The following is a 23902-nucleotide window of genomic DNA, read 5'->3' as shown; positions in this document are numbered from 1 at the left end:
AGGGGGCCGTCCCCGGATGTCGCGGTGGACCCCGGGTCGTCCCGGGGCTCAAAAATTATAAAATAGCGGTCGGCCAGGAGCCAAGCCGGAATTTTCCTGGCCGCGGTCGTCCCTTCGGGCGGCACGGCAACATTCGCGGTCCGGCCCGCATACCCAGGAATTTTTTTATGCAACGCATCATGCTGCGTGCAAAGCTGCACCGCGTCACGGTCACCGAAGCCGACCTCCACTACGAAGGCTCTTGCGGCATCGACGAAGACCTGCTGGACGCAGCCGGCATGCGAGAGTTCGAGCGCATCGAGCTCTACAACGTCACCAATGGCGAGCGCTTCGACACCTATATCATCAAGGCGGCCCGCGGCAGCGGCGCCATTTCGCTCAACGGGGCCGCGGCGCGCCGCGCCCAGGTGGGCGACCTGATGATCATCTGCACCTATGGCCCGATGTCGGAAGAAGACTCGGCCCGGCACAAGCCCAAGGTGGTCCTCGTCGACGAGACCAACCGCGTCAAGGAAATCCGCAAGTTTCCCGACTGAATCGCGGGCGCCCGGGGGGCGCCCGTTTTACCCACACTCGATTCGCATTCCCTATGAGCTTTCAGGTCACCATCCAACCCAGCCAGCATCAATTCCAGGTGGAGCCCGGCCAGACGGTGCTCGACGCGGCACTGGCCGCCGGCATTGTGCTGCCCTATAGCTGCCGTACCGGCGCATGCTCGACCTGCAAGGGCAAGGTGGTGGCCGGCGAGGTCGACGCGGGCAATACGCCCGCGCAAATCCTTTCGCCCGAACAATTGGCCGAGGGTTATACGCTGTTCTGCCAGGCCCGGCCGCAAAGCGATCTGGTGATCGAGTCGACCGAGGTGCGCCTGGCCAGCGACATCCAGATCCGCAAGATGCCCTCGCGCGTGCAGACGCTCACGCCGCTGGCGCCGGACGTAATGGAAATCAAGCTGCAACTGCCCGCCTCGGAGCAGTTCCGCTATTACGCCGGCCAATATATCGAACTCATCCTGAAGGACGGCAAGCGGCGCAGCTACTCGATGGCGGGCGCGCCCCACAAGGGCAGCCCGTTGGAGCTGCACATCCGCCACATGCCCGGCGGCGTGTTCACGGACCACGTTTTCGGCGCCGGCGCCACGCAAATGAAAGAACGCGAAATTCTTCGCCTGGAGGGGCCTTTCGGTTCCTTCTTCCTGCGCGAAGATTCCGGCAAACCGATTATCCTGCTGGCCAGCGGCACCGGTTTTGCCCCGGTCAAGGCCATCGTCGAGCATATGGCGCACAAGGAGATACGCCGCCCGGTGTCTCTGTATTGGGGCGGGCGCCGGCCGCGCGACCTCTATATGAGCGAGCTGGCGCAATCCTGGGCCGACACCTTGCCCGACTTCCGTTTCATCCCGGTGGTTTCCGATGCCCTGGAAGAAGACGGCTGGACGGGCCGCACGGGTTTTGTCCACGAGGCCGTCATGCAGGACCTGCCCGATATGTCGGGCTACCAGGTCTATGCCTGTGGCGCGCCGCCCATGGTCGATGCCGCGCGGCGCGAGTTCAGCCAGCAATGCGGCCTGCCGGCCGAGGAGTTCTACGCCGATGCCTTCACTTCGGAGGCCGACCTCGCCAAGGCCGCTCAAGCCTGAGCGTTAATATAGGGTCTGAAAGGGGGAGCCTTCCGCGCCGAAACCGGCCGGGATGCAACCCCTTTTTTTTGAAAATAGGCGGGCAGGGCCGGCAAGAGTAAACTGCCCGACCAGTATTTCGGCTGGATCCTATCCGGCAGAATCCCATGTCGACGTGGGACGCACAGGAGTGATTTGCGCATGAAAGTAGCGGTATTGGGCAGCGGCATCATCGGAATCTCAAGCGCCTGGTGGCTCAGGCAGGCTGGCCATGACGTCGTGGTCATAGACCGCTCCACCGGGCCTGCCCAGGAAACCAGCCTGGCCAATGGGTCGCAGATCTCGGTTTCCTATGCCGAACCCTGGGCCAACCCCCAGGCGCCGCTCAAGCTGCTGAAATGGATGTTCCAGGACGATGCGCCGCTGCTGTTCCGCCCGCAGCTGGATTGGCGGCAATGGATGTGGGGCCTGGCCTTTTTGCGCGAATGCCTGCCTTCCCGCCTGGCTCCCAATATCCGCGCCATGGTCCGCATGGCCGAATACAGCCGTTCCACCCTGCAGAGCATGCGCGCCGAACTGGGCATCCAGTATGACCATCTCGAGCGCGGCATCCTCAATTTCTATCGCGACCCGCAGGAGTTCGAGAATTCCCAGCGCGCCGCCGGCCTGATGCGCGACTTCGGGGTCGAGCGCCGCGTGGTCAATGCCGACGAGGTCATCGCCATCGAGCCGGCGCTGGCGCCGCAGCGCGCCAACATCGTTGGCGGCGACTACACGCCCGAAGACGAAAGCGGCGATGTGCATCTGTTCACGGTGGCGCTGGCGCAGCGCTGCGAGGCCGCTGGTGTCGAGTTCCGTTTCAGCACGAGCGTGACGCGCCTGTTGAGCGAAGGCGGGCAGGTGCTGGGCGTTGAAATCATCCAGCCGGACGGCCGCTATGGCCGGGTGGACGCGGACGCCTATGTGGTGGCCATGGGAAGTTACAGTCCGCAACTGGTCCGTCCCCTGGGCGTTCCTTGCAATGTGTATCCCGCAAAGGGATATTCCGCGACTTATCCTATACTGAAACCCGAGGCTGCCCCCTCGGTCAGTCTGACCGACAGCAGTCACAAGGTGGTGTTCTCGCGCCTGGGCAACCGCCTGCGCATGGCCGGCACGGCGGAGCTCTCGGGCTATTCCCGCGAGCTCAATACCGGCCGCTGCGCGGCGCTGACTTCCCTGGCGCGCGACTTGTTCCCTGATGCGCTCGATTTCGAGGGTGTCAGTTATTGGTCCGGGCTGCGTCCCTCGACCCCTTCGAATGTGCCGCTCATCGGCCGTACCCGCATTGCCAACCTGTATTTGAATACCGGACATGGCACGCTGGGATGGACGATGGGGGTGGGTTCGGGCCGAGCCCTGGCGGATCTACTGAGTGGACGCCGGCCGGAGCCGGAATTTCCTTTTCTTGGTCTATGAACCTATGAAGAAACTGCAATTGACGGGTATTACCCGTGCCATGGCCGCCAGCCGGCGCGCCTGGGTGTTTGGCCTGGCCATGGCGGCCATGGGCGTGGCGCATGCCGACACCGTCCAGATCCAGGTCTGGCACACGCTCTCCGGCCCCAACAAGGCCGAGTTCGAGAAGCTGGCCAAGCAATACAACAAAGAACAGGACGCCGTGGAAGTCAAACTGCGCGACTTCCCCACGCAGGCCGCCCTGCAGCAGGAGGCCACGGCCGCGGTCAAGGCCAAGAAGGGCCCCAACCTGATCCAGCTGGCGGACAACCATTCCCCCGAGGTCGTGGCCGAACACAAGGCCATCCTGCCGATGTACCAGCTGCTGGCCAAGTACCCGATCAAGGACCTGAACTGGTTCCTGCCGGACACCGCCAGCTTCACGCGCGATGGCAAGGGCCGCCTCCTGGCCTTCCCCTGGATGGCCGAAGTGCCGGTGATGTTCTACAACACCACCCTCTACAAGAAAGCGGGCCTGAATCCCAACCAGCCGGCGCGCACCTGGACGGCCCTGCAGGCCGAACTGCTCAAGCTGCGCGACGTGGCCGACATCGATTGCCCCTACGCTTCGAGCAACCAGGTGGCGGTTCACCTGGAAAGCCTCGCGCCGGTGAACAACCAGCTCTACGCCAGCAACAGCAACGGCCTGGCCGCGGCCAAGCAGGCGCCGACCATGCAGTTCGACACGCTCTACATGCGCCATGTGTCGCTCATGGTCAGCTGGAAGCGTTCCCTGCTGTTTACCGCCTACTCGAACGACAACAAATCGGATGCGCTCTTCGCCAAGGGCGAATGCGGCGTGCTGACCGCGGCGTCGTCGGCCTTCGGCACCTTCAACAACACCCGCGGCCTGTCCTTCGGCGTGGCGCCGCTGCCGTATTACGACCAGGTCACGCAGACGCCCGGCCGCCCCTTTGTGACCGGCTCGGCGCTGTGGGCGCTGGAAGGCAATCCGGCCGCCCAGGAAAAGGCCACGGCGCAGTTCCTGGCCTGGCTGTCCAAGCCGGTGGTGGCCGCCGAATGGCACCAGCGCACGGGCTATCTGCCGCTGACCGAAGCCGCCTTCCGCGCCTCGGACGTGTCGTTCTATGACAAGATCCCGGGCGCGCAGCAAGTCGTGGCCTCGCTGCGCGCGCAGCAGGTGCCGGCCAATGCGCGCGGTTTCCGCATCGCCAACTACGAACGCATCGAAAATGCGCTGAATGCCCAGCTGACCGATGCCTTCGACGGCAAGACGCCGCCCGTGGCCGCGCTGAACAACGCCATCGGCCAGGCTCGCACGCTGGCCGCGCAGCGCTGATCGCAGCCTCCCGGCAGACCAAGCCGCCCTTCGGGGCGGCTTTTTTTTGCTTGTCGGGCAGACGCCGGCGCGGCAGGGCGGCGCTTGTCGCGATCCGATCCCAGCGTAGATGCCGGTCTACCGATCCCGCCCGCGTTTGCCCATCATGGCCCTGTCTTGCCAAACAGGGCCCACAGGATGCGAAGTTTTTTCTCCATGTTCGCCGCGCTGCTGCTTTGCGGCTGCCAGGCGTCATCGTCCGCGCACTGGCGTGTCGCGCCGGACCATTTTGATTTCAATTGGCAGCTCAGCGGCGATCCCGAGGTCGCGCCGCTGCAGGTCTTTGCCGGCGGCCAGGAAATCTGGCTGCAGTTCGCTCCCGGGCAAGAGCTTCCCGCCATTTTTGGCCAGACGCCGGCGGGTGAACAGCCCTTGGCCTATCAGCGCCGCGAGCCCTATATCGTCCTGTCCGGCCATTGGCAGGCCCTGGTGCTGCGCGGCGGCCGCCAGGTGGCTTACGCGCGCCGGGCAGGCGGGCCCCAAGCCCTGGCGCCGGAGCCCGAGGTCCTGCGACTGCCGCCGCCGTCGGCGCCGGAGCCGTCCGCACCCGTGTTCGTCGCCGGGCCGCCCGACACCACCTTGCGCGCGGTGTTGGGGCGCTGGGCCGCGCAGGCCGGCTGGACCTTCTCGGCCGAGCACTGGGCGCTTAACGCCGATATCCCGCTGCAGGGCCAGGCCCGCTTCGAGGGGGAGTTCAAGACGGCCGTGCGTGAGCTGCTGCGCGCCACCGAACTGGCCGACCGGCCGCTGCAGCCCTGCTTCTATGCCAACCAGGTATTGCGCGTCGTCCCCTTGGCGCAAAGCTGCGACCGCAGCCGCGGAGCCGCCACATGAGGCGGTTGTGGCTGCTCCTCGTATGCCTGCCCCTGGGCGGATGCGCCTTGCAGGCGCAATGGCAAAGCCTGCGCGATGCGCTTGGCCGATCGCGCGACAAAGTCCAGGCCCTGCATGACGAACAGGCGAGGGCGCTGGATGCCGAGGCGGCGCGCAGCGCCCGCGAGGCCGCCCAAGAGGTCGGCAAACCCTGGCTGGCGGGGCCGGCCCAGGCCTTGGCGCGCGAAGTGGCCTTGCCCGCGCCGCTGCGCGCCCGGGTTGACACCACGCTGATCTTCGCCGGCCGCGCCGGGCTGCCCCTGATCGCCGAACGCCTGCAGCGCGCCACCGGCATCGCCGTGCGCGTGCTGCCCGAGGCCTTGCTGCCCGCCGAGCTCTTCCTGCCGCGCCTGGCCGAGAACACCGCGCTGGCCGTGCCGGCCCAGCCGCTGGTGGCGCTGCAGGAGGGCCCGCGGCCCCTGGCGGATATCCTCGATGCCCTGGCCGCGCGTCTGTTGGTGTGGTGGCGCTATCACGACGGCGCCATCGAGTTCTATCGCAGCCAGACGCGGGTCTTTGACCTGCGCCTGCTGCCGCTGGCCATCCAATCGCAGGCCAGGCTCGGGCGTCACGCGGCCGACGCCGAGGGGTTCGACCACGCCATCCAGGCCAGCATGGCGATGGATCTGCCTTCCCCCTCGCAGATGCTGCGCACGCAGATCGAGCCCTTTCTTTCGCGTTCCGGCGTGGCGGCGCTGGCCGACGAAGGCGCCACGCTGGTCGTGACCGATACGCCCGCCGCGCTCTCTCGCGTCGAGACCTTCATCGCGCAGGAAAACGCCCGGGCCGGGCGGCGGGTGAGGCTGCTGTTCGAGGAGATCACCCTGGTCATGCACAACAGCGCCGAGGGCGAGATCGATTGGCGGGTCCTGCATGCCAGCGCGCGCGCCGCCGTCGAGGGCATGTTGCCGACGGCTTTGCGGGCGGCTTCCCCAGGCCTGAGCGCCGGCTTGCCGCAAGGGCCCTGGAGCGGCTCCAAGGCCATCCTGGGCGCGCTGGCCCGCTACGGCGCGGTCCGCCACCATCGTTCCATTCCCTTACTGACGCTCAATCGCCGGCCGGTCACTTATGCCGTGCACAGCACGTTCTCCTATGTCGACCAGATCCAGGGGCTGCAGGCCCGCCAGGGCACAAGCGAGCTGCCCACGGTCTCCGTCAACCAGAAGCGCGTCACGGTGGGCACCTTCCTGACCCTGCTGCCGGACGCGCAGGACGACGGCAGCATTTTGCTGTCCATCGGTTATGACAACACGGTCGCCCAGCCGCTCAAGGCGCTGGCCTTTGGCGACGACGACAGGCCGCTCCAGGTGCAGCAGCTCAATCTGGACGGCAATGGCAGCGTCCAGCAAGTGCGCGTGCGTCCCGGGCATCCGGTGGTGCTGTCCGGTTTTGACCGCAGCACGGACAGCTACGACCGCCAGCGCCTGACGCCGGATGCGCCCCTGCTGGCCGGCGGGCGCGACCAGGCGCGGCAGGAGCGGCTGCTGACGGTCATTGTCCTCAGCGCCCAGCTGGAGGAAGCCGATGGCTGAGCTCTGGCTGCGCCCGGCACAACCCAAGGGGCAATGGGTGCATGGCATGTCCTGGTCCGCCGTGGTCGGCAGCCATGCGCAGGCGGTGGCCCGCCTGCGCGCCCGGCAGATGCGGGCCAGCCATTACCTGCTCGGCGGCGAGCGCGCGATGGCGGCGGGCTGCGCCCGGATCCGCGGCCGCGGGGTCTGCTATTCCGCCGCCCAGCAGGTCGCCGCGCATTGCGCGCCCGACGCCTTTGCCGCCGTCGTGTCCCTGGACGATCGCCATTGGCTGGTCGCCGTGCAGGATGGCGCCGTGCTGGCCGGCGGCGACCAGGTATTCACCCAGGAGGACCAGGCGCTGGCCGCGCTGCAGCGCCTGGGCATGGAGCCATCCCGGCGCCCGGACAGGGCGCGGCAGGCGCTGGACGGCGCGCCGCTGCAGGCCGCGCGTTTGCGCCCGCTGCCTCCCAGGCCGGCCTTCATGCTGGCCATGCTGCTTTTGCCGCTGGCCGGCGTGGCCCTGTGGGCCGGATGGGGGCGCGCGGCCCCGGCGCGGGACAGCGAGGCGCTTGCGCCGGCGCTCGCGCCGCCATCCCCGTTATGCCTGGGTCAAGTCCTGGACAGCGTGCACCGATTGCCGATGCGTCTTGCCGGCTGGCGCCTGGCCGAGGCGCAATGCCTGCCCCGGCAAGACGATTGGCAGTGCCGGGCGCGCTATCAGCCCGAGTCCTTGCAGGCGCTGAGCGCGGACTTCCAAGGCCAGCTTGCCTCTCGCTGGGAGCTTGAGTTCCCCGGGCTGGACGAGGCGGTCCTGCGATGGCGGGCCGCCGGCATCTGCCAGGCCGATCCGCGGCCGGCGGATAGCCGCTGGATGCGCGCCCTGCAACCCTGGCGCGCGGCATTCACCGAAGTCTGGATGGGGCCGTGGTCGGCCACGGCCGAAGGCCGGCTGCGGTCATTGCGGCTCAACGGCCCCCTGCGCTCCTATGCGCTGCCGGCCTGGGACATCCTGCCCGCGCGCTGGCGCCATCTGCGCTTGCAGGTCGATCCGGCCCAGGGCTCCGATGCCCGGCACAGCCCGCTCATGCTGTTTCTCGAAGGAGACATTCATGCCGATACTTCCAGCCCCTGAACGCGCGCTTCGCTTGCGCTGGCGGCGGACAGGCTGCGCGGCGCTCGGCTTGCTATGCATGCCGATGGCGCATGGCGCGGACGAGGGCGCCCTAGGGCAAAGCGTGCGCCAATGGCTGCAGCACGAGATGGCCGCCGAGCCCGCCGTCCAGCCCGAGCCGGCCGCGGCCGTCCCGGCCGGGCCTGCCGCGTCCCCGCCCCTCGAGTTGCGCGCCATCTACGGCGTGGGAGCGCGGCTACGCGCCGAATTCCTGGCGGGCGGGGTGGCCTTGCATGCCCAGCGCGGCGTCGCGCGGCTGCGCGGGGCGGACGCCGATGTCACACTGGCCTTGCTTGAGATCCGGCCACCCTGCGCGCGGTTGCGGCGCGCAGGCGGCGCTTCGGCCGAGGTTTGCATCCTGCCCGCGGATGAGTCCGATGAATGACACGGTAGCGCCGCTGCGCGCATTGGACGACCTCCAGCCCGCCTTGTCGCGCGTCTTGCACGAAGAGTTCGAGCTTGGCGGGCTGACAGGCCATATCTGTCCCGTCCTGCTGGACAGCGGCCAGGCCGCCGTGCTGGCCCAGGCCCGTTATGCCCGTGGCGCCTGGGTGGCCGAGCTTCTGCGGCAACTGACGGAAAAAGGCTATCCCATTGCCCGGCCCGCCTGCTATGAGGTCGATGCGGCCTTGCTGCTCAGCCTGCTGCGTGAAGTCCGGGGCGGCGGCCGGGCGGCGCCCGCGCACGCCGCGGCAGGGCAGGGCGGCAGGTCGACACTGGCCCTGCTGTTCGAGGACATCGTCCGCGCCGGCCTGAGGGCGGGGGCCAGCGACATCCACCTCAACGTGCAGGGTCCCGATCGGGCCGAGGTGCGCTACAGCATAGATGGACGCTACGTGCGCCTGCCCGATGTCGGCCCGCTGGCCCGCGCCACCATGATCGATATGCTGGCCGTGGTCTGGATGGATGTCGTCGGCGGCAATGGCGCCGTCTTCGATCCGCTGGCCGAACAGCAGGGCCGTCTCCTCTGCCGCATCGATGAGCAGGACTGGGTCTTGCGCTGGGCGTCGCTGGCGACCGACAACGGTCCTTCGGTGTGCCTGCGCATCCTGCGCCGCGACAGCCTCGCGGGCGGCCAGTTGCGCGACCTGGGCTTTGATGCCTCGCAGGTCCGCCTGCTGCGGCAGGCCGGCGCCCGCGAAGGCGGCGCCATCGTCGTGGCCGGCCGCGTCGGGTCCGGCAAATCCACCACGCTGGCGACCTTGCTGCGGGGATTGTCCGCCACGCGCAAGATCATCACGCTGGAGGATCCGGTCGAGCTGCGCATCGGCGAAGCGCTGCAGAACACGGTGGGCCGCGGCCTGGACGCCGACCATGACGGCGTCTTTGACGCCAAGCTCAAGACCATCAAGCGCAGCGCCATGAACGACGTCTATCTGGGCGAGGTGCGCGACCGCGAAACCGGGCGGGCCTTCATGGACCTGGCTGGCTCGGGCGTAAGTGTCTACACCACGGTGCATGCGGGGTCGGCGCGCGGCATTGCCGCCCGGCTGGCTTCGGATTTCATCGGCGTGCCGGCGGATTTTCTGCGCATGCAAGGCGTTCTCAAGCTGCTGGTCTATCAAGAGCTTTTGCCGCGTCCCTGCCCGCACTGCGCGCGTGGCCCCGAAGCCCTGTTGCGCGGCCCGCAGGCCGGCGCCTGGGCGCGCGTGCTGCGGGCCTTGCCGGCGGAGCGGCTGCGCCTGCGCCGGGCGGCAGGCTGCGCGCGGTGCTCCGGCGGGCCCAGGCTGTTGCGGGGTTATCTGGGCCGCAGCGTGGCCGCCGAGGTGCTGCCAGGGTTGGAGGGCCGCCCGACCCCCTGGCATGAGGTGCTCAAGGGCAAGGTGCTGCGCGGCGAACTCGATCCTCGCCATTGGGCCGCGCACCTGGGCGGCGTGCAGGCCTTGGCCCAGCTGCTGGATACCGCGCATGCGTGAGTCCTGGTGGCTTCTGCGTCTTGATGCCTGGCGCTTCCAGCGCGCGCGCGCCGACTATTACGCCTATCTGGGCGCTTTGCTGCGGGCCAGCGACGGCCGCATCGCCTTGCGCGAGGTCTTCGCCCGGGATGCCGCCCGCTATGGGACGGCGCATTGGCGCGGCAGGCTGGCCGCGCGCTGGGCCAGGGCCAGCGGCACCCATGGCGGCGATCTCGCCGCCCTGTGGGCCGGCGTGGCGCCCGCCCAGGATTGCCTCATGCTGGCCACGGCGCAGGCGGCCGGCAGCGCGGCCCTGGCCCAGGGGCTGCACGATCTGGCCCAGGCCTGCCGCCTTGCCGATGCCGCCAGGCGGCAGCTGGGCGCCAGCCTGCGGACCGCGGCCTTGGCGCTGGCTGTCCTGGTCTGCACCCTGTGGGCCATGCCCTTGTTCACGGTGCCGCGCCTGGCGCAGGTGTTTGGCGGCCTGCCCATCGAGCACCATGGTCCGCAAACGCGCGCGCTGTTCGGCTTTGCCGCGCATGTGGCGTGGGCGGGGCCCTTGTCGGCCCTGGCGGCGGCCGGCGGCTTGTCATTGTGGGTCTGGTCCCTGGGGCATTGGCATGGGCCATGGCGCGGCTACTGCGATGGCATCGGCCCTTGGCGCCTCTACCGTGACGCCCAGGCCATCCGCTTTCTGAGCCTGCTTGAAGTCCTCATCCGCGACAGCGGCAGCATCGACGCGCGCCTGCGGATGGCATTGATGGCCTTGCGGCATTACGCCATGCCATGGCTGGCCGCGCACATCGCGCAGATGCTCGCGCGCATCGATGGCGGCGAAGTGGGGGCGTCCACTTTCGATACCGGCCTGCTGGACCGGGAGCTTTGGTGGTTCATGAGCGACATGATGGCCGCTCACGGGATAGAGGCCGGGCTGTCGCGCGCACGCGAGCGGGTCGAGCAGGCCTGGCTGCCGCGCCTGGCCGCCCAGGCCTTGCTCTGGCGCTGGTTGCTGTTGTTGTCCACGGTGGCGGCCATGCTGGCGCTGGTGTTCTGGCATTACGCCGTCATCGACGAGCTCAGGCGTGGCCTGACGCATTTTTATTCCGCGCATTGACGCATTTTTTGGGAGGTTGGTTCATGCGCCATGTTTTGCGGCCCCGCGGGGCGCGGCAGCAGGGTTTTTCCCTGATAGAAATCTCGATCGTGGCGGCCATTCTGCTCATCGTGGCGGTGAGCGGCGTGCCGGCCATCGAGGCTTATGTGGTCGAAAGCCGGGTGCCCCGGCTGGCCGAGGAATTGCAGCGTTTCGTGGTGCGGGCGCGTATCGCCGGGATGGGCGGCCCCGCGCCCTATGCGGGCATGAACACCGCTTTCCTTGCCGAGGCCATGCGCGAATCGGGCGTGCTGTCCGTCTCCGGGCAAGGGGCGGCCGCGACGGTGCGCCACGGCCTGGGCGAGGGCGGCATCGCCCTGGCCAGCGCCGCGCGGCCTGGCGAGGCGGCGGGTTCGGCCTTCACCCTGACGCTGGATCGCGTGCACGCGGCCGCCTGCCCTGGCCTGGCGGCGGCCATGCAAGGCCTGGCGTCGCGCGTCAGCGTGCAGGGCAAAGGCGCGGCGGTGCTGGTCAAGAACGCCGATGCCAGCCCCGTGCAGGCTTATGACGGCCCGCGCGCCTCGGCGCAATGCGCCGCGCGCAACACCTTTGTCTTCACCTTCCCATGAGGCGCCGGCAACGCGGGTTCGCCCTGCTTGAACTGGTCGTGGCGATGAGCATCGGCCTGTTGCTGGCGGTGCTGGCGGCGGGGCAATGGGCTCGCCAGACCGAGGAGCTGGCCGCGCGCGCCAGCGGGCAGTGGATGGAACAGATACGGCTGGCTTTGGAACAAGCCCTGGCCCGCGACCTCGGGGGCTGGGCGACGGGCCAGGCGCGGACCGGCGCTTTTGCCGATCCGGCCGCGCCGACGCTGGCCGAGCTGGTGCGGCAAGGGCTGTTGCCCAAGGGCTTTCCGGCGCGAGCGCCCCTGGGCTTTGGCGTGCGCCTGGCCGTGCTGCCCGATGGCGGCTGCCCGGGCGAGCCATGCCGCGTGGATGCCCTGGTCATGGCCGACCAGGCCCTGCGCACGCGCGGCGGGCAGGCCGATCTCATGCGGCTTGCGCCGCTGCTGCAGCCCATGGGCGCGGCGGGCGGATATGCGAGGCCGCAGCTCCAGGGCGCGCAGTTCCACTATCCCAATCCTCCCCGTCCCGGGATGACGGCCTTGCCCTTGGGCACCCCCGTCGGATGGGCGGGGACGCATGGCGGGCTGGATCCCCGCTATGTGCGGGTCGGCGACGACCGGGACCCTCGGCTGAGGGCGGGCTTGACCGTGGCGGGCTCCATCCAGGCGGGTCAGCGCCTGAGCGCGGGCGAGTATTTGCGCGCCGGCGCCCGGCGTGTGCTGGGCCGCGCCTGCGCGCCCGAAGAGGCGGGCGCCCTGGCGCAAGGCGACCAGGGCGAGCTCTTGCAATGCCACCGCGGCCGCTGGCGGCCCGCGGAAGGCAGCTTCGGGGGCGCCTATGGCTACAACAACCGCACGGGCTGCGGGCTGCACACCGGCCAGTCCATGGTCAACCCGATGTCCGGCGCCTGCGCCTGCCCGCCGGGTTTTGCGGCGGTCCCGGTGTCGTATGGCGGCAAATGGACGCAGACCGAGGGTTGGACCACGGGTTTTGTCTGCGTCCGCCCGTCGGAGGGCGGGCCTTGAGCCGGCCCGCGGGAGGGCTTTCCTGGCAAGGGGCCGCCTACCCTCTATAATCAAAGATTCGCCAAAATCCCGATTCATCCACGATGAAATCCTCCGAGATTCGCCAGAAGTTCCTGCAATTCTTCCAGTCCAAGGGACACACCATTGTGCCGTCCTCTTCGCTGGTGCCGGGTAACGACCCCACGCTGCTCTTTACCAACTCCGGGATGGTGCAGTTCAAGGACGTCTTCACCGGCAAGGAAAAGCGTCCCTATTCACGCGCCACCTCGTCGCAGCGCAGCGTGCGCGCCGGGGGCAAGCATAACGATCTGGAAAATGTCGGCTACACCGCCCGGCACCATACCTTTTTCGAGATGCTGGGCAATTTCAGCTTTGGCGATTATTTCAAGCAGGACGCCATCCGCTTCGCCTGGGAATTGCTCACCACGGTCTACAAGCTGCCGGTCGAAAAACTCTGGGTGACGGTCTACCAGGAGGATGACGAGGCCTACGATATCTGGGCCAAGGAAGTCGGCGTGCCGACCGAGCGCATTATCCGCATCGGCGACAACAAGGGCGCCCGCTACGCCTCGGACAACTTCTGGCAGATGGGCGATACCGGCCCCTGCGGCCCGTGTACGGAAATCTTCTACGACCACGGTCCGGAGATCTGGGGCGGCCCCCCGGGATCGCCCGAAGAAGACGGCGACCGCTATATCGAAATCTGGAACCTCGTGTTCATGCAGTTCGAGCGCGATGCGGCCGGCAACATGACGCGCCTGCCCAAGCCCTGCGTGGATACCGGCATGGGCCTGGAGCGCATCGCGGCCGTGCTGCAGGGCGTGCACTCCAACTATGAAATCGACCTGTTCCAGAAGCTGATCGCCGCCGCCGCCCGTGAAACCGGCACCAAGAATCTCGAAGACAACTCGCTGAAGGTCATCGCCGACCATATCCGCGCCTGCGCCTTCCTGATCGTCGACGGCGTCATCCCCAGCAACGAAGGCCGCGGCTATGTGCTGCGCCGCATCGTGCGCCGCGCGCTGCGGCATGGCTACAAGCTGGGTCAGACCAAGCCTTTCTTCTATCGCCTGGTTCCCGACCTGGTGGCCGAGATGGGCGAGGCCTATCCCGAGCTCGCCAAGACCGCCGAGCGCGTGGCCCAGGTCCTCAAGCAGGAAGAAGAACGCTTCGGCGAGACGCTCGAGCATGGCATGAAGATCCTGGACGTCGCGCTGGCCCAGGTGCCCAAGGGCGGCCAGCTCGATGGCAACACGCTTTTCACGCTGTATGACACCTATGGCTTTCCGGTCGACCTGACCGCCGACATCTGTCGCGAGCGCGAGGTCGAGATCGACATGCCGGGCTTCGAGTCCGCCATGGAGCGCCAGCGCGACCAGGCGCGCGCGGCCGGCAAGTTCAAGATGGCCGAAGGCCTGAGCTACGAGGGGGCGCAAACCCGCTTCGAAGGCTATGAACAGCTCGAACTCAGCGACGTCAAGGTGACCGCGCTCTACGTGGACGGCACCCAGGTCGATGCCGTCAAGGCCGGGCAGCAGGCGGTCGTGGTGCTTGACGCCACGCCTTTCTATGCCGAATCCGGCGGCCAGGTGGGCGACACCGGCCTGCTGCAGGCCGATGGCCTGCGCTTCGCCGTGGCCGACACGCTGAAGATCCAGGCGGGCGTCTTCGGCCACCATGGCGTGCTGGAAGAGGGCACGCTCAAGGTCGGCGACAGCCTGCTGGCCCGCGTGGACGCGGTGCGCCGCGCGCGCACGGTGCGCAACCACTCGGCCACGCACTTGATGCACAAGGCCTTGCGCGATGTCCTGGGTTCGCACGTCCAACAGCGCGGCTCGCTGGTCGATCCCGACAAGACCCGCTTCGACTTCGCCCACGATGCCCCCATGACGGCCGAGCAGATCGCCCGCGTGGAAGCCATCGTCAACGCCGAGGTCCTGGCCAACCAGCCGGCACAGGCGCGCGTCATGGCTTACGACGATGCGGTCAAGGGCGGCGCCATGGCCTTGTTCGGCGAGAAGTACGGCGATACCGTGCGCGTGCTGGACATCGGTTTCTCGCGCGAGCTGTGCGGCGGCACCCACGTCGCCCGCACTGGCGACATCGGCTTGTTCAAGATCGTTTCCGAAAGCGGTGTCGCCGCCGGCGTGCGCCGCGTCGAGGCCATCACCGGCGACAACGCCCTGGTCTGGGTCCAGGACCAGAGCGCGCTGCTGCAGCGTGCCGCCGGCGTGTTGCGCGCCCCCGCCGCCGAGCTGCCCGATCGCATCGCCCAGGTCCAGGACCAGGTCAAGGCGCTTGAAAAAGAGCTGGAGCAGGCCCGCTCCAAACTGGCCGCCAGCGCCGGCAACGATCTGGCGGACAAGGGCACGGTCGAGATCAAGGGCGTCAAGGTGCTGGCCGCGACCATCGCCGGCGTCGATCCCAAGGCCTTGCGCGGCATGGTCGACAACCTGAAGGACAAGCTCAAGTCGGCCATCGTGCTGCTGGCCGCCAGCGCCGACGGCAAGATCAGCCTGGTGGGCGGCGTGACCGCCGATCTGACCGGCAAGGTCAAGGCGGGGGATCTGGTGGGCTTTGTCGCCGGCCAGGTCGGCGGCAAGGGCGGCGGCCGTCCCGACATGGCCATGGGCGGCGGCACCGATGCCGCGGCCCTGCCGGCGGCCATCGCCAGCGTCCAGGGTTGGGTCAATGAGCGGCTCTGATACCGGCCTGCCGGCCTTCGAGCTGGAAGTCGATGCCAGCGGGCTGAGCTGCCCGCTGCCCATCCTGCGCGCCAAGAAGGCCTTGGCGCAGCTGGCAAGCGGGCAGGTCTTGCGGGTCATCACCACCGATCCCAAGGCCGAGCGCGATTTCCAGGCCTTCTGCCAGCAAAGCGGCAACGCCCTGTTGGCGCAGGTGGCCCAGGCCGATCGCATCGAGCACTATCTGCGGCGGCGCTGAACCGCCCGCCCCACGCAAAAAGGCAGCCCCTCGGGGCTGCCTTTTTGCTGCGCGGCCGCCGCTCAGGGTTTTTTGGCCGGCGCGATCACGGCGCCCGCCATGGCCCGGGTGAAGGTGAAGTCCACCAGATCGCCTTCTTTCAGTGTGGCCAGCTTCTTGATGGCTTGCGGATCCCGCACCACCACCGTCTGCCGGCCGCCGCTGGGTCCCTGCAGGATGACGGTATTGCTGTTGCGGCTGATATGCCAGATCTCGGCGGTGATCGTGGTCTGCACGCCGGAGCCGCCCTGGGGCATCTGGCCAGGCTGGGCGCGGGTCTGCGCGGTTTCGGTGCGGACCTCGGGGATGCCGCTACCCTTGGGCCGGGTGGCGATGTCCAGCGACTCGTAATAGCTGATCCGCACGATGTCGCCGACCTTGATGCGATCGAAGTTGCGGACTTTCGGGCCGGCTTGCAGGGGGACGGCTTCGCCGCTGGGGCCGACGACGGTCAGTGTGCGGTTGGAGGGATCCACCGCCGTGACTTTGCCGGTGGCCGTGACCAGGGCGGCGTCGACGACGCGCGCCTGCGCGGCGGGCGCAAGAAAAGGGGTGGAGAGCGCCAGCGTCGCCGCCAGTAGGGCGGCTGCGCGTGCGCGGGGTGCCAGGGCAAGCAACTTGCGGACTTTCATGACCAAGATCTCCTTGCGAGATGCGGTAGAGGACCGAGAGGGTGTATGCTTCGCCTTGCCGAGCACTGGCGCATGCGCCGGCTCGTTGCACAACCGGCCAGGGTCTTATGGGCCGGTACAGGATGCATCCGCTTTCCGACCCCGATTGATTGCGCCGCTTCAGCATACGCTGGGCCGGCCTTTTCGGCAGCTTGCGGCCTCACCCGGACAGGGTGTGTCGGTAAAAAACGGCAGGCTATTTGCCAGGGGCGCTGGTTGGATGCTAGAATTTCCCGTTTTTCACATCTAATTCAAGGGATTACCTATGGTGGTGATTCGTCTGGCCCGTGGCGGCTCGAAGAAGCGTCCGTTTTACAATCTGGTGGCTACCGACTCGCGCAATCGCCGCGACGGCCGTTTCGTTGAGCGCGTGGGTTTCTACAACCCGGTCGGCGGCGATGGCTCGGAAAACCTGCGCATCGCGCTGGACCGCGTCAAGTACTGGGCTGACAACGGCGCCCAGCTGTCGCCTGCTGTCGAGCGTCTGGTCAAGGAATACTCGGCCAAGGTTTCCGCGGCTGCCTAAGCCTGGAGCCTGGCTTGTCCGGCCCGCGGGCCAGGGCAGGCCATGAGCCGGGCAGGGCGGGCGCCAGCCTGCCGGTCCCGGTGACGCGATATAGCGCTGGCCGCTGCGCGGGTGTCGCCCGAGGGCCTGGCCCTTCGGTGTCCGCTGTCATTGCGAGGGCATGGTTCCCATGTGGGCTGATGTCGTTTCCAGCGCTGTAGACTCGGCCACGCCTTGCGCGTGGCTTTGTCTTCTTTGCCGCTTGCAAAAAAACGCCGCGCCTTGCCATCGGGCAGGGCGCTTGGGCGTGGAACACTGATTTCTGGGATCTGCTCATGTCCAAACATGCGGACTCGCTGCCTGACGACCTGGTGGAGCTGGGCCGCGTGGCGTCGGCTTACGGGGTCAAGGGGTGGATCAAGGTCCAGCCGCACTCGGCCCAGGCTGATGTGTTGCGCGCGGTGCCGCGGTGGTGGCTGGCGATGCCCGTGCCTGCCGGCCGGGCAAGCCCCGCGCCGCGCGCCTATGCCGTGCAGCAATGCCGCGTGCATGGCGCCAGCGCGGTCGCGCAGCTGGAGGGGGTCGCGGATCGCGATCAGGCCGAAGCGCTCAAGGGCGCCTCGGTATGGGTGCCGCGCGCGGCCTTCCCGAAAGCCGCCGACGACGAGTACTACTGGGTCGACCTGATCGGTTGCGCCTTCCACAGCAACGCCGAGGGAGCGGACCGGCGCCTGGGCGTGGTCGCAGAGGTGTTCGAAAACGCGGCCCATGCCATCTTGCGCGTCGTTTGCCAGGACGCGGATGGCCAGCCTTTGCTGGACGCCAAGGGGCGCCCGCGCGAGATGCTGGTGCCCTTCGTGCGCGCGCACATCCACGCCGTGGATCTCGCGGCGCGCCGTATCGACAGCGATTGGCCGCTGGAAGACTGATGCGTATCGACGTCATCACCCTGTTTCCCGAAATGTTCGGGGTGGTGCGCGATCTCGGCGTCACGGGCCGCGCCCATGCGCAGGGCTTGTGGTCGCTCCAGGCCTGGAACCCGCGGGATTTCACCGCCGACGTGCACCGCACGGTGGACGACCGCCCCTATGGCGGCGGGCCGGGGATGGTGATGATGGCCGCGCCGCTGGAGGCGGCGGTCCATGCCGCGCAGGCGGGGCGGCGGGCGCAGGGCCTGGCGCCGGCGCCGGTGGTGCTGCTCTCGCCGGTGGGCCGGCGCTACGACCAGGCCGCGGCCCAGGAAATCTCGGGCGGCACGGGCATGATCTTGGTCTGCGGCCGCTATGAGGGCCTGGACCAGCGTTTCATCGACCGCTGCGTCACGCACGAGATCTCTCTCGGAGACTTCGTGCTCTCGGGCGGCGAGATTGCCGCGCTGGCCGTGATCGACGCGGCCGTGCGCTTCTTGCCCGGCGCCCTGGGCGACGGCGATTCCGCCCTGCAGGATTCCTTCAATGACACCCTGTCGGGCCTGCTGGACAGCCCGCATTACACGCGGCCGGAGGTCTATGAGGGGCAGGCCGTCCCGGCCGAGCTCATGAGCGGCCACCACGCCCGCATCGCGCGCTGGCGGCGGGACCAGTCATTGCGCCTGACGCTGGCGCGGCGGCCCGAGCTTATCGAACGCGCCCGGCAGCAGGGCTGGCTGGATCATGCCGACGAATGCCGGCTGGCCGAGCTGCAGGGCCTGGAGCCGCCGCCCGATCCGCGCAAGCGCCGGCGCCGCAAACCGGCCGCCTGAGCCTTCAGATAAAAAAATCCCCCGCGTGGATAGACGCGGGGGATTTTTTTTACGCGGGTTTAGTTGCCCAGCTTGGCGCGCTGGTCGCGCACCTTGGCCAGGGTTTCATTGAACTGGGCCACGCGGCCCTTTTCCTGCTCGACCACGGCGGCCGGGGCGCGTTCGACGAAGCTGGGGTTGCCGAGCTTGCCGTTGGCCTTGGCGATTTCGCCTTCGAGCCGCGCGATTTCCTTGTCCAGGCGGGCGCGCTCGGCCACGACATCGACCTCCACATGCAGCATCAGGCGGGCTTCGCCCACGACCTGCACCGGGGCGCCGGCATCCGGCAGGGTGTCGACCACGTCGACCTGGCTGAGCTTTGCCAGCGCGGCGAGGTAGGGCGCATTGCGGCGTAGCAGCTTGGCATCGCCCTGGGCGACCAGGGGCACGCGCTGGGCCGGCGACAGGCCCATTTCGCCGCGCAGGGCGCGCACGGCCTCGATCTGGGCCTTGAGTTCGGCGACTTCGGCCTCGGCCGCGCTGTCCACGGCTTCGGGGTTGGCGCGCGGATAGGGCTGCACGCTGACGCTGTCGGCCGTGCCGGCCTGGCGCTTGCCGGCCACCACCGAGACCTTCTGCCACAGTTCTTCCGTGATGAAGGGGATGACCGGGTGGGCCAGGCGCAGGACGACTTCGAGCACGCGGATCAGGGTGCGGCGCGTGCCGAGCTGCTGGGCCGGGCTGCCGGTCTGGATCTGCACCTTGGCCAGTTCGAGATACCAATCGCAGTATTCGTCCCAGACGTAGCGGTACAGGGCGTTGGCGATGTTGTCGAAGCGGTAGTCGGCGAAGCCGCGGGCGATCTCGCTTTCCAGGGCCTGGAGCTGGCTGACGATCCAGCGGTCGGCGAAGGACAGCTCGCCCTGCTCGGCGCCATGCAGCGCATGGCCTTCCGTGTTCATCAGCACAAAGCGCGTGGCGTTCCAGAGCTTGTTGCAGAAATTGCGGTAGCCCTCGCAGCGCTTGAGGTCGAAGTTGATGTTGCGGCCCAGCGTGGCGTAGGCGGCCATGGTAAAGCGCAGCGCGTCCGTGCCGAAGGCGGGGATGCCGTCCGGGAACTGGCGGCGCGTGGTCTTCTCGATGGCGCCGGCCTGCTTGGGATTCATCAGGCCATAGGTGCGCTTGGCGACCAGCTGTTCGAGGTCGATGCCGTCGATCAGGTCCACCGGGTCCAGGGTGTTGCCCTTGGATTTGCTCATCTTTTGGCCGTCGGCGTCGCGGATCAGGCCGTGGACATAGACGTGCTTGAAGGGGATGCTGCCGGTCATGTGCATGGTGAGCATGACCATGCGCGCCACCCAGAAGAAGATGATGTCAAAGCCGGTCACCAGCACGCTGGAAGGCAGGTAGCGGGCCAGGTCGGCGGTCTTCTCGGGCCAGCCCAGGGTGGTGAAGGGCACCAGGGCGGACGAGAACCAGGTGTCCAGGACGTCCGGATCGCGGGTCAGCGGGCCGGTGACGCCGGCCGCGCGGGCCTGCGCCAGCGCCTCTTCCTCGGAGTGGGCGACAAAGCAGCGGCCGTCGTCGGCATACCAGGCCGGGATCTGGTGTCCCCACCACAGCTGGCGCGAAATACACCAGTCCTGGATGTTGTTGAGCCACTGGTTGTAGATCGTGGTCCAGTTCTCGGGGTAGAACTGGATGCGGCCATCGGCCACGGCCTGCAGCGCCACCTCGGTGATGCTCTTGCCGGGGTTGAGCGTGCCTTCGGGCGCGGGCTGGCTCATGGCCACGAACCACTGGTCCGTCAGCATGGGTTCGAGCACGACGCCGGTGCGGTCGCCCTTGGGCTGCATCATCTTGTGCGGCTCGACCTTGACCAGATAGCCTTGCTTTTCGAGTTCGGCCACCACGGCCTTGCGGGCTTCGTAGCGTTCCAGGCCCTGGAACTGCTTGGGCCCGTTTTCGTTGATGTGCGCGTCGAGCGTGAAGATGACGATCAGCGGCAGCTTGTGGCGCAGCGCGCAGGCGTAGTCATTGAAATCGTGCGCGCCAGTGATCTTCACGCAGCCCGTGCCGAAGTCCGGATCGACGAAGTCATCGGCGATGATGGGGATGTTGCGGTCGCACAGCGGCAGCTCGACTTCCTTGCCGACCAGGTGCTTGTAGCGGGGGTCGTCCGGATGCACGCACAGCGCGCCGTCGGCCAGCATGGTTTCCGGGCGCGTGGTCGCGATGGTCATGCCGCGCAGCGTGACCGTGTTGCCGTCCTTGTCGACGATGGTCTGCGGGCCATCCACGAAGGGATAGAGGATGTGCCACATGAAGCCGTCGGTTTCCTCGGACTGCACTTCGAGGTCGGAGACGGCCGTCAGCAGCTTGGGATCCCAATTGACCAGGCGCTTGCCGCGGTAGATCAGGCCCTGGCGGAACAGCTGCACAAAGGTCTCGACGACGCCGCGCGACATGCGGTCGTCCATGGTGAAGTATTCGCGCGGCCAGTCGGCCGAGGCGCCCAGGCGGCGCACCTGGCTGGTGATGGTGTTGCCGGACTGCTCTTTCCATTCCCAGACCTTCTCGACGAAACGCTCGCGGCCGAGGTCGTGGCGCGAGAGCTTCTGGGCGTCGAGCTGGCGTTCGACCACGATCTGCGTGGCGATGCCGGCGTGGTCGGTGCCCGGGATGAAGACGGTGTCGTCGCCCGACATGCGGTGGTAGCGGATCAGGCCATCCATGATGGTCTGGTTGAACGCATGGCCCATGTGCAGCGTGCCCGTCACATTGGGGGGCGGGAACTGGATGCAATAGGGCTGGGGGTCGGTCCCTGTTTCTACGTGGCGGCCGGCCTGGAAATAGCCGCGCCGGTTCCATTCGTCGTACCAGCGGGATTCGATGTCGGCGGGCTCGAAGCTCTTGGAGAGCTCCGCGGTGTCGTTCTTGGGGTCGGCAGCTTGGGTCATTACGGGGTTCCGGCGGACAGGGGGCCAGCAAAAGCGGGCCAGGCAAACCACTGATTTTAAGATGTAATAGCTTCTTGGCGCCGTGCTAGAATGTTGGGTTACTGTAAACCTTTTAGAAGTCCCTGTTTTTATTGGAGAAATCTGACTGGTTGGCAGTGCCGAATCCGGGTTTTGATGAGTTCGGGCGCGTGATCGCGTCCTCGTCTGTGCAAAACAGCCAGGCGCAAGACGCAGCGAAGCCATTCGCGGAACGCTTTGTCCGGACTCGCGTCAAATCCCTCAGCACAAAACTGTCTCAGCAGAATTTGGAGTTTCCATGTCGATTCAACGCACCCTCTCGATCATCAAGCCCGATGCCGTCGCCAAGAACGTCATCGGCCAGATCGTCGCCCGTTTCGAGCAGGCCGGCCTGAAGGTCATCGCCGCCCGCATGCAGCAACTGTCGCGCACCGACGCCGAGCGTTTCTACGCCGTGCACAAAGAGCGCCCCTTCTTCAAGGACCTGGTGGACTTCATGGTCTCCGGCCCGGTGTTCGTGCAAGTCCTGGAAGGCGAGAACGCCATCCAGACCAACCGTGACCTGATGGGCGCCACCGATCCCAAGAAGGCCGCCCCGGGCACCATCCGCGCCGACTTCGCCGACAGCATCGACGCCAACGCCGTGCACGGTTCGGACGCTCCCGAAACCGCCGCCGTCGAAGTGGCCTTCTTCTTCCCCGAAATCAACATCCACAGCCGTTGATTTCCGCTAGCTGCCTTACCCGGTAAGTCATGGATACCGTCGAACCGATCAATCTGCTGGGCATGGATGCCAAGGCATTGGCCGACCTGGTCGGCCAATGGGGCGGCAAGCCGTTCCGCGCCCGCCAGCTGCAGCGCTGGATACACCAGCGCGGCGTGGATAGCTTCGACGCCATGACCGACCTTGCGCGCGACTTCCGGGCGCAGCTGGCCCAGCGATGCGTCATCGAGGCGCTGCGGGTCAATGTCGAGCAGCGCTCCACGGACGGCACGCGCAAGTGGCTGTTCGACGTCGGGCAGGGCAATGCGATTGAAACCGTCTTCATCCCCGAGGATGACCGCGGCACGCTGTGCATTTCCAGCCAGGCGGGCTGCGTGGTCAATTGCCGTTTCTGCTCGACCGGCCACCAGGGGTTCAACCGCAATCTGCAGACCAGCGAGATCATCGGCCAGCTCTGGTGGGCCAAGCGCGTGCTCGAGGCCGACGCCGGCAGCGCGCGCCTGGCCCAGGCCAGCGGTGAAGACACCCGCGTCATCAGCAACGTGGTCATGATGGGCATGGGCGAGCCCCTGCTCAACTATGACCAGGTCCTGCCGGCGCTGCGGCTGATGCTGGACGACAACAGCTATGGCCTGTCGCGCCGCCGCGTGACGGTCTCCACCTCGGGCGTCGTGCCCATGATGGACCGTCTGTCGCAGGATTGCCCCGTGGCCCTGGCCGTGTCGCTGCACGCGCCCAACGACGCCTTGCGCGACGAGCTGGTGCCGCTGAACAAAAAATATCCCCTGAAAGAGCTGCTGGCCGCCTGCGAGCGTTATCTCGCCTACGCGCCGCGCGATTTCATCACTTTCGAATACTGCATGCTGGACGGCATCAACGATACCGACCAGCACGCCAAGGAATTGATCCAGCTTGCCCGCCAGGTGCGCTGCAAGTTGAATCTCATCCCTTTCAATCCTTTTCCCGCTTCCGGCCTGAAACGTTCGCCGGCGCCGAGGGTCAAGGTGTTCGCCCAGCGCCTGATGGACGCGGGCATCATCACCACCGTGCGCAAGACACGGGGCGACGATATCGACGCCGCCTGTGGCCAGTTGGCCGGCGAGGTCAAGGATCGCACCCGCATCACCGAACGCAACGCCGCCACCCGCTCCATTCCCATCAGACAGGTGCACGCATGACGCAGGATCTCGCTTCGGCCGTTCAACCCGCTCCGGCAGCGCCTGCGCAAGGCGGCAGTGTGGGGGCGGCCCTGCGAGGTCTGCGGCAGGCCAAGGGCTGGTCGCTCGAAGAGGTCTCCAGCCGCATCAAGTTCTCGGCGCGCCAGATCGAGGCCCTGGAGGCCGAACGCTGGGATGAGCTGCCTGCCGGCGTGTCCCTGCGCGGCCTGATCCGCAATTACGCGCGCCTGCTGGGCGCCGATGGCGCGGCCGTCGTGGCCTCGCTTGACGGCCAGGCGCATGCCCCGGCTGCCGCCAACCTGGCGGCCAGCCGTTCGCTGCATGGCGGCGGCCTGCCGGTTGACGAAGAGCGTTCGACCGGCGGTTCCTGGGGCTGGATCATCGTCATCGTGGCCTTGCTGGCGGTGGGCGTGGCCTACGCCTTCTGGCAAGGGTGGCTGCCGCGGCAGTGGCTGCCTTCCCAATGGTTTTGAGCCAGTCATTCCGAACCAAT

Annotated in this window: 22 protein-coding genes; 20 read left to right on the top strand and 2 right to left on the bottom strand. The window is 67.6% G+C overall.

Annotated features, from left to right (window positions below; all coding sequences use genetic code 11):
* Nucleotides 1–167: 167 nt before the first annotated feature.
* From panD to L540_RS04005, 14 genes are all read left to right on the top strand, one after another.
* Nucleotides 168–536: an aspartate 1-decarboxylase gene (gene panD / locus L540_RS04070; protein ID WP_043212385.1), complete on the top strand. Its 369-nt coding sequence runs from the start codon at nucleotides 168–170 to the stop codon at nucleotides 534–536.
* 53 nt (nucleotides 537–589) lie between these two features.
* The gene (locus L540_RS04065; protein WP_043212387.1) at nucleotides 590–1639 is read left to right on the top strand and encodes a CDP-6-deoxy-delta-3,4-glucoseen reductase; all 1050 of its coding nucleotides are present in this window, start codon (nucleotides 590–592) and stop codon (nucleotides 1637–1639) included.
* 180 nt (nucleotides 1640–1819) lie between these two features.
* Nucleotides 1820–3076, top strand: a complete 1257-nt coding sequence (locus tag L540_RS04060; RefSeq protein ID WP_043212389.1) for a D-amino acid dehydrogenase — start codon at nucleotides 1820–1822, stop codon at nucleotides 3074–3076.
* 4 nt (nucleotides 3077–3080) lie between these two features.
* Nucleotides 3081–4415 carry an extracellular solute-binding protein gene (locus L540_RS04055; protein ID WP_043212392.1) on the top strand — a complete coding sequence of 445 codons (1335 nt, stop codon included), beginning with the start codon at nucleotides 3081–3083 and terminating at the stop codon, nucleotides 4413–4415.
* A gap of 195 nt (nucleotides 4416–4610) precedes the next feature.
* Nucleotides 4611–5288, top strand: a complete 678-nt coding sequence (locus L540_RS04050) for a TrbG/VirB9 family P-type conjugative transfer protein (protein WP_109842519.1) — start codon at nucleotides 4611–4613, stop codon at nucleotides 5286–5288.
* Nucleotides 5285–6859, top strand: a complete 1575-nt coding sequence (locus L540_RS04045; RefSeq protein ID WP_043212393.1) for a lipoprotein — start codon at nucleotides 5285–5287, stop codon at nucleotides 6857–6859. Before L540_RS04050 ends, L540_RS04045 begins: the two co-directional genes overlap by 4 nt.
* A complete protein-coding gene (locus tag L540_RS04040) occupies nucleotides 6852–7973 on the top strand; it encodes a type 4b pilus protein PilO2 (RefSeq protein ID WP_043212395.1) in 1122 nt (373 codons plus the stop codon). The genes L540_RS04045 and L540_RS04040 overlap by 8 nt, the downstream gene beginning before the upstream one ends.
* Nucleotides 7951–8397 carry a hypothetical protein gene (locus L540_RS04035; RefSeq protein ID WP_043212397.1) on the top strand — a complete coding sequence of 149 codons (447 nt, stop codon included), beginning with the start codon at nucleotides 7951–7953 and terminating at the stop codon, nucleotides 8395–8397. Before L540_RS04040 ends, L540_RS04035 begins: the two co-directional genes overlap by 23 nt.
* Nucleotides 8390–9928, top strand: a complete 1539-nt coding sequence (locus tag L540_RS04030; RefSeq protein WP_043212399.1) for a GspE/PulE family protein — start codon at nucleotides 8390–8392, stop codon at nucleotides 9926–9928. The genes L540_RS04035 and L540_RS04030 overlap by 8 nt, the downstream gene beginning before the upstream one ends.
* Nucleotides 9921–11021 carry a hypothetical protein gene (locus tag L540_RS04025; RefSeq protein ID WP_043212401.1) on the top strand — a complete coding sequence of 367 codons (1101 nt, stop codon included), beginning with the start codon at nucleotides 9921–9923 and terminating at the stop codon, nucleotides 11019–11021. Before L540_RS04030 ends, L540_RS04025 begins: the two co-directional genes overlap by 8 nt.
* Before the next feature lie 23 nt (nucleotides 11022–11044).
* Nucleotides 11045–11629 (top strand): type 4 pilus major pilin, encoded by a 585-nt coding sequence (locus L540_RS04020; RefSeq protein ID WP_043212404.1) that lies wholly within the window; start codon nucleotides 11045–11047, stop codon nucleotides 11627–11629.
* Nucleotides 11626–12651, top strand: a complete 1026-nt coding sequence (locus L540_RS04015; protein ID WP_043212407.1) for a PulJ/GspJ family protein — start codon at nucleotides 11626–11628, stop codon at nucleotides 12649–12651. Before L540_RS04020 ends, L540_RS04015 begins: the two co-directional genes overlap by 4 nt.
* A gap of 83 nt (nucleotides 12652–12734) precedes the next feature.
* Nucleotides 12735–15356, top strand: a complete 2622-nt coding sequence (alaS, locus tag L540_RS04010) for an alanine--tRNA ligase (RefSeq protein WP_043212409.1) — start codon at nucleotides 12735–12737, stop codon at nucleotides 15354–15356.
* A complete protein-coding gene (locus L540_RS04005) occupies nucleotides 15343–15594 on the top strand; it encodes a sulfurtransferase TusA family protein (protein ID WP_032955355.1) in 252 nt (83 codons plus the stop codon). The genes alaS and L540_RS04005 overlap by 14 nt, the downstream gene beginning before the upstream one ends.
* Nucleotides 15595–15656: 62 nt before the next feature.
* On the opposite strand, the gene L540_RS04000 is transcribed toward L540_RS04005, so the two are convergent.
* Complete coding sequence (locus L540_RS04000) at nucleotides 15657–16265, bottom strand: hypothetical protein (protein ID WP_043212412.1); 609 nt, start codon at nucleotides 16263–16265, stop codon at nucleotides 15657–15659.
* A 304-nt stretch (nucleotides 16266–16569) separates the two neighbouring features.
* On the opposite strand from L540_RS04000, the gene rpsP reads away from it, so the two are divergent.
* From rpsP to trmD, 3 genes are all read left to right on the top strand, one after another.
* Nucleotides 16570–16830: a 30S ribosomal protein S16 gene (gene rpsP, locus L540_RS03995; protein WP_043212414.1), complete on the top strand. Its 261-nt coding sequence runs from the start codon at nucleotides 16570–16572 to the stop codon at nucleotides 16828–16830.
* Nucleotides 16831–17144: 314 nt separating this feature from the next.
* A complete protein-coding gene (gene rimM / locus L540_RS03990; RefSeq protein WP_043212416.1) occupies nucleotides 17145–17738 on the top strand; it encodes a ribosome maturation factor RimM in 594 nt (197 codons plus the stop codon).
* The gene (gene trmD, locus L540_RS03985) at nucleotides 17738–18550 is read left to right on the top strand and encodes a tRNA (guanosine(37)-N1)-methyltransferase TrmD (RefSeq protein WP_043212417.1); all 813 of its coding nucleotides are present in this window, start codon (nucleotides 17738–17740) and stop codon (nucleotides 18548–18550) included. The genes rimM and trmD overlap by 1 nt, the downstream gene beginning before the upstream one ends.
* A gap of 59 nt (nucleotides 18551–18609) precedes the next feature.
* Here the strand turns inward: trmD and L540_RS03980 are convergent, their stop codons facing one another.
* Nucleotides 18610–21489: a valine--tRNA ligase gene (locus L540_RS03980; protein WP_043212419.1), complete on the bottom strand. Its 2880-nt coding sequence runs from the start codon at nucleotides 21487–21489 to the stop codon at nucleotides 18610–18612.
* A gap of 316 nt (nucleotides 21490–21805) precedes the next feature.
* Here L540_RS03980 and ndk point away from each other — a divergent pair, with 316 nt between their 5' ends.
* Genes ndk through L540_RS03965 form a run of 3 tightly spaced genes read left to right on the top strand, consistent with a single transcriptional unit; the run spans nucleotide 21806 to nucleotide 23882 of the window.
* Complete coding sequence (gene ndk, locus L540_RS03975; protein ID WP_029578838.1) at nucleotides 21806–22231, top strand: nucleoside-diphosphate kinase; 426 nt, start codon at nucleotides 21806–21808, stop codon at nucleotides 22229–22231.
* 29 nt (nucleotides 22232–22260) lie between these two features.
* Nucleotides 22261–23409 (top strand): dual-specificity RNA methyltransferase RlmN, encoded by a 1149-nt coding sequence (gene rlmN, locus L540_RS03970; protein WP_043212422.1) that lies wholly within the window; start codon nucleotides 22261–22263, stop codon nucleotides 23407–23409.
* Complete coding sequence (locus L540_RS03965; RefSeq protein WP_043212424.1) at nucleotides 23406–23882, top strand: helix-turn-helix domain-containing protein; 477 nt, start codon at nucleotides 23406–23408, stop codon at nucleotides 23880–23882. Before rlmN ends, L540_RS03965 begins: the two co-directional genes overlap by 4 nt.
* Nucleotides 23883–23902 lie beyond the last annotated feature (20 nt).

Source organism: Bordetella pseudohinzii (assembly GCF_000657795.2).
In the GTDB taxonomy this organism is placed as follows: domain Bacteria; phylum Pseudomonadota; class Gammaproteobacteria; order Burkholderiales; family Burkholderiaceae_B; genus Bordetella; species Bordetella pseudohinzii.
This window is presented reverse-complemented; position numbering and strand designations above follow the sequence as displayed.

Coding starts and splice junctions, on each gene's coding strand:
- L540_RS04035 (WP_043212397.1), top strand. CDS start 7,951: ATGCCGATACTTCCAGCCCCTGAACGCGCGCTTCGCTTGCGCTGGCGG.
- rpsP (WP_043212414.1), top strand. CDS start 16,570: ATGGTGGTGATTCGTCTGGCCCGTGGCGGCTCGAAGAAGCGTCCGTTT.
- rimM (WP_043212416.1), top strand. CDS start 17,145: ATGTCCAAACATGCGGACTCGCTGCCTGACGACCTGGTGGAGCTGGGC.
- L540_RS04050 (WP_109842519.1), top strand. CDS start 4,611: ATGTTCGCCGCGCTGCTGCTTTGCGGCTGCCAGGCGTCATCGTCCGCG.
- L540_RS04060 (WP_043212389.1), top strand. CDS start 1,820: ATGAAAGTAGCGGTATTGGGCAGCGGCATCATCGGAATCTCAAGCGCC.
- L540_RS04000 (WP_043212412.1), bottom strand. CDS start 16,265: ATGAAAGTCCGCAAGTTGCTTGCCCTGGCACCCCGCGCACGCGCAGCC.
- L540_RS03965 (WP_043212424.1), top strand. CDS start 23,406: ATGACGCAGGATCTCGCTTCGGCCGTTCAACCCGCTCCGGCAGCGCCT.
- alaS (WP_043212409.1), top strand. CDS start 12,735: ATGAAATCCTCCGAGATTCGCCAGAAGTTCCTGCAATTCTTCCAGTCC.
- L540_RS04045 (WP_043212393.1), top strand. CDS start 5,285: ATGAGGCGGTTGTGGCTGCTCCTCGTATGCCTGCCCCTGGGCGGATGC.
- L540_RS04055 (WP_043212392.1), top strand. CDS start 3,081: ATGAAGAAACTGCAATTGACGGGTATTACCCGTGCCATGGCCGCCAGC.
- L540_RS04015 (WP_043212407.1), top strand. CDS start 11,626: ATGAGGCGCCGGCAACGCGGGTTCGCCCTGCTTGAACTGGTCGTGGCG.
- trmD (WP_043212417.1), top strand. CDS start 17,738: ATGCGTATCGACGTCATCACCCTGTTTCCCGAAATGTTCGGGGTGGTG.
- L540_RS04005 (WP_032955355.1), top strand. CDS start 15,343: ATGAGCGGCTCTGATACCGGCCTGCCGGCCTTCGAGCTGGAAGTCGAT.
- ndk (WP_029578838.1), top strand. CDS start 21,806: ATGTCGATTCAACGCACCCTCTCGATCATCAAGCCCGATGCCGTCGCC.
- rlmN (WP_043212422.1), top strand. CDS start 22,261: ATGGATACCGTCGAACCGATCAATCTGCTGGGCATGGATGCCAAGGCA.
- L540_RS04065 (WP_043212387.1), top strand. CDS start 590: ATGAGCTTTCAGGTCACCATCCAACCCAGCCAGCATCAATTCCAGGTG.
- panD (WP_043212385.1), top strand. CDS start 168: ATGCAACGCATCATGCTGCGTGCAAAGCTGCACCGCGTCACGGTCACC.
- L540_RS04030 (WP_043212399.1), top strand. CDS start 8,390: ATGAATGACACGGTAGCGCCGCTGCGCGCATTGGACGACCTCCAGCCC.
- L540_RS04040 (WP_043212395.1), top strand. CDS start 6,852: ATGGCTGAGCTCTGGCTGCGCCCGGCACAACCCAAGGGGCAATGGGTG.
- L540_RS04025 (WP_043212401.1), top strand. CDS start 9,921: ATGCGTGAGTCCTGGTGGCTTCTGCGTCTTGATGCCTGGCGCTTCCAG.
- L540_RS04020 (WP_043212404.1), top strand. CDS start 11,045: ATGCGCCATGTTTTGCGGCCCCGCGGGGCGCGGCAGCAGGGTTTTTCC.
- L540_RS03980 (WP_043212419.1), bottom strand. CDS start 21,489: ATGACCCAAGCTGCCGACCCCAAGAACGACACCGCGGAGCTCTCCAAG.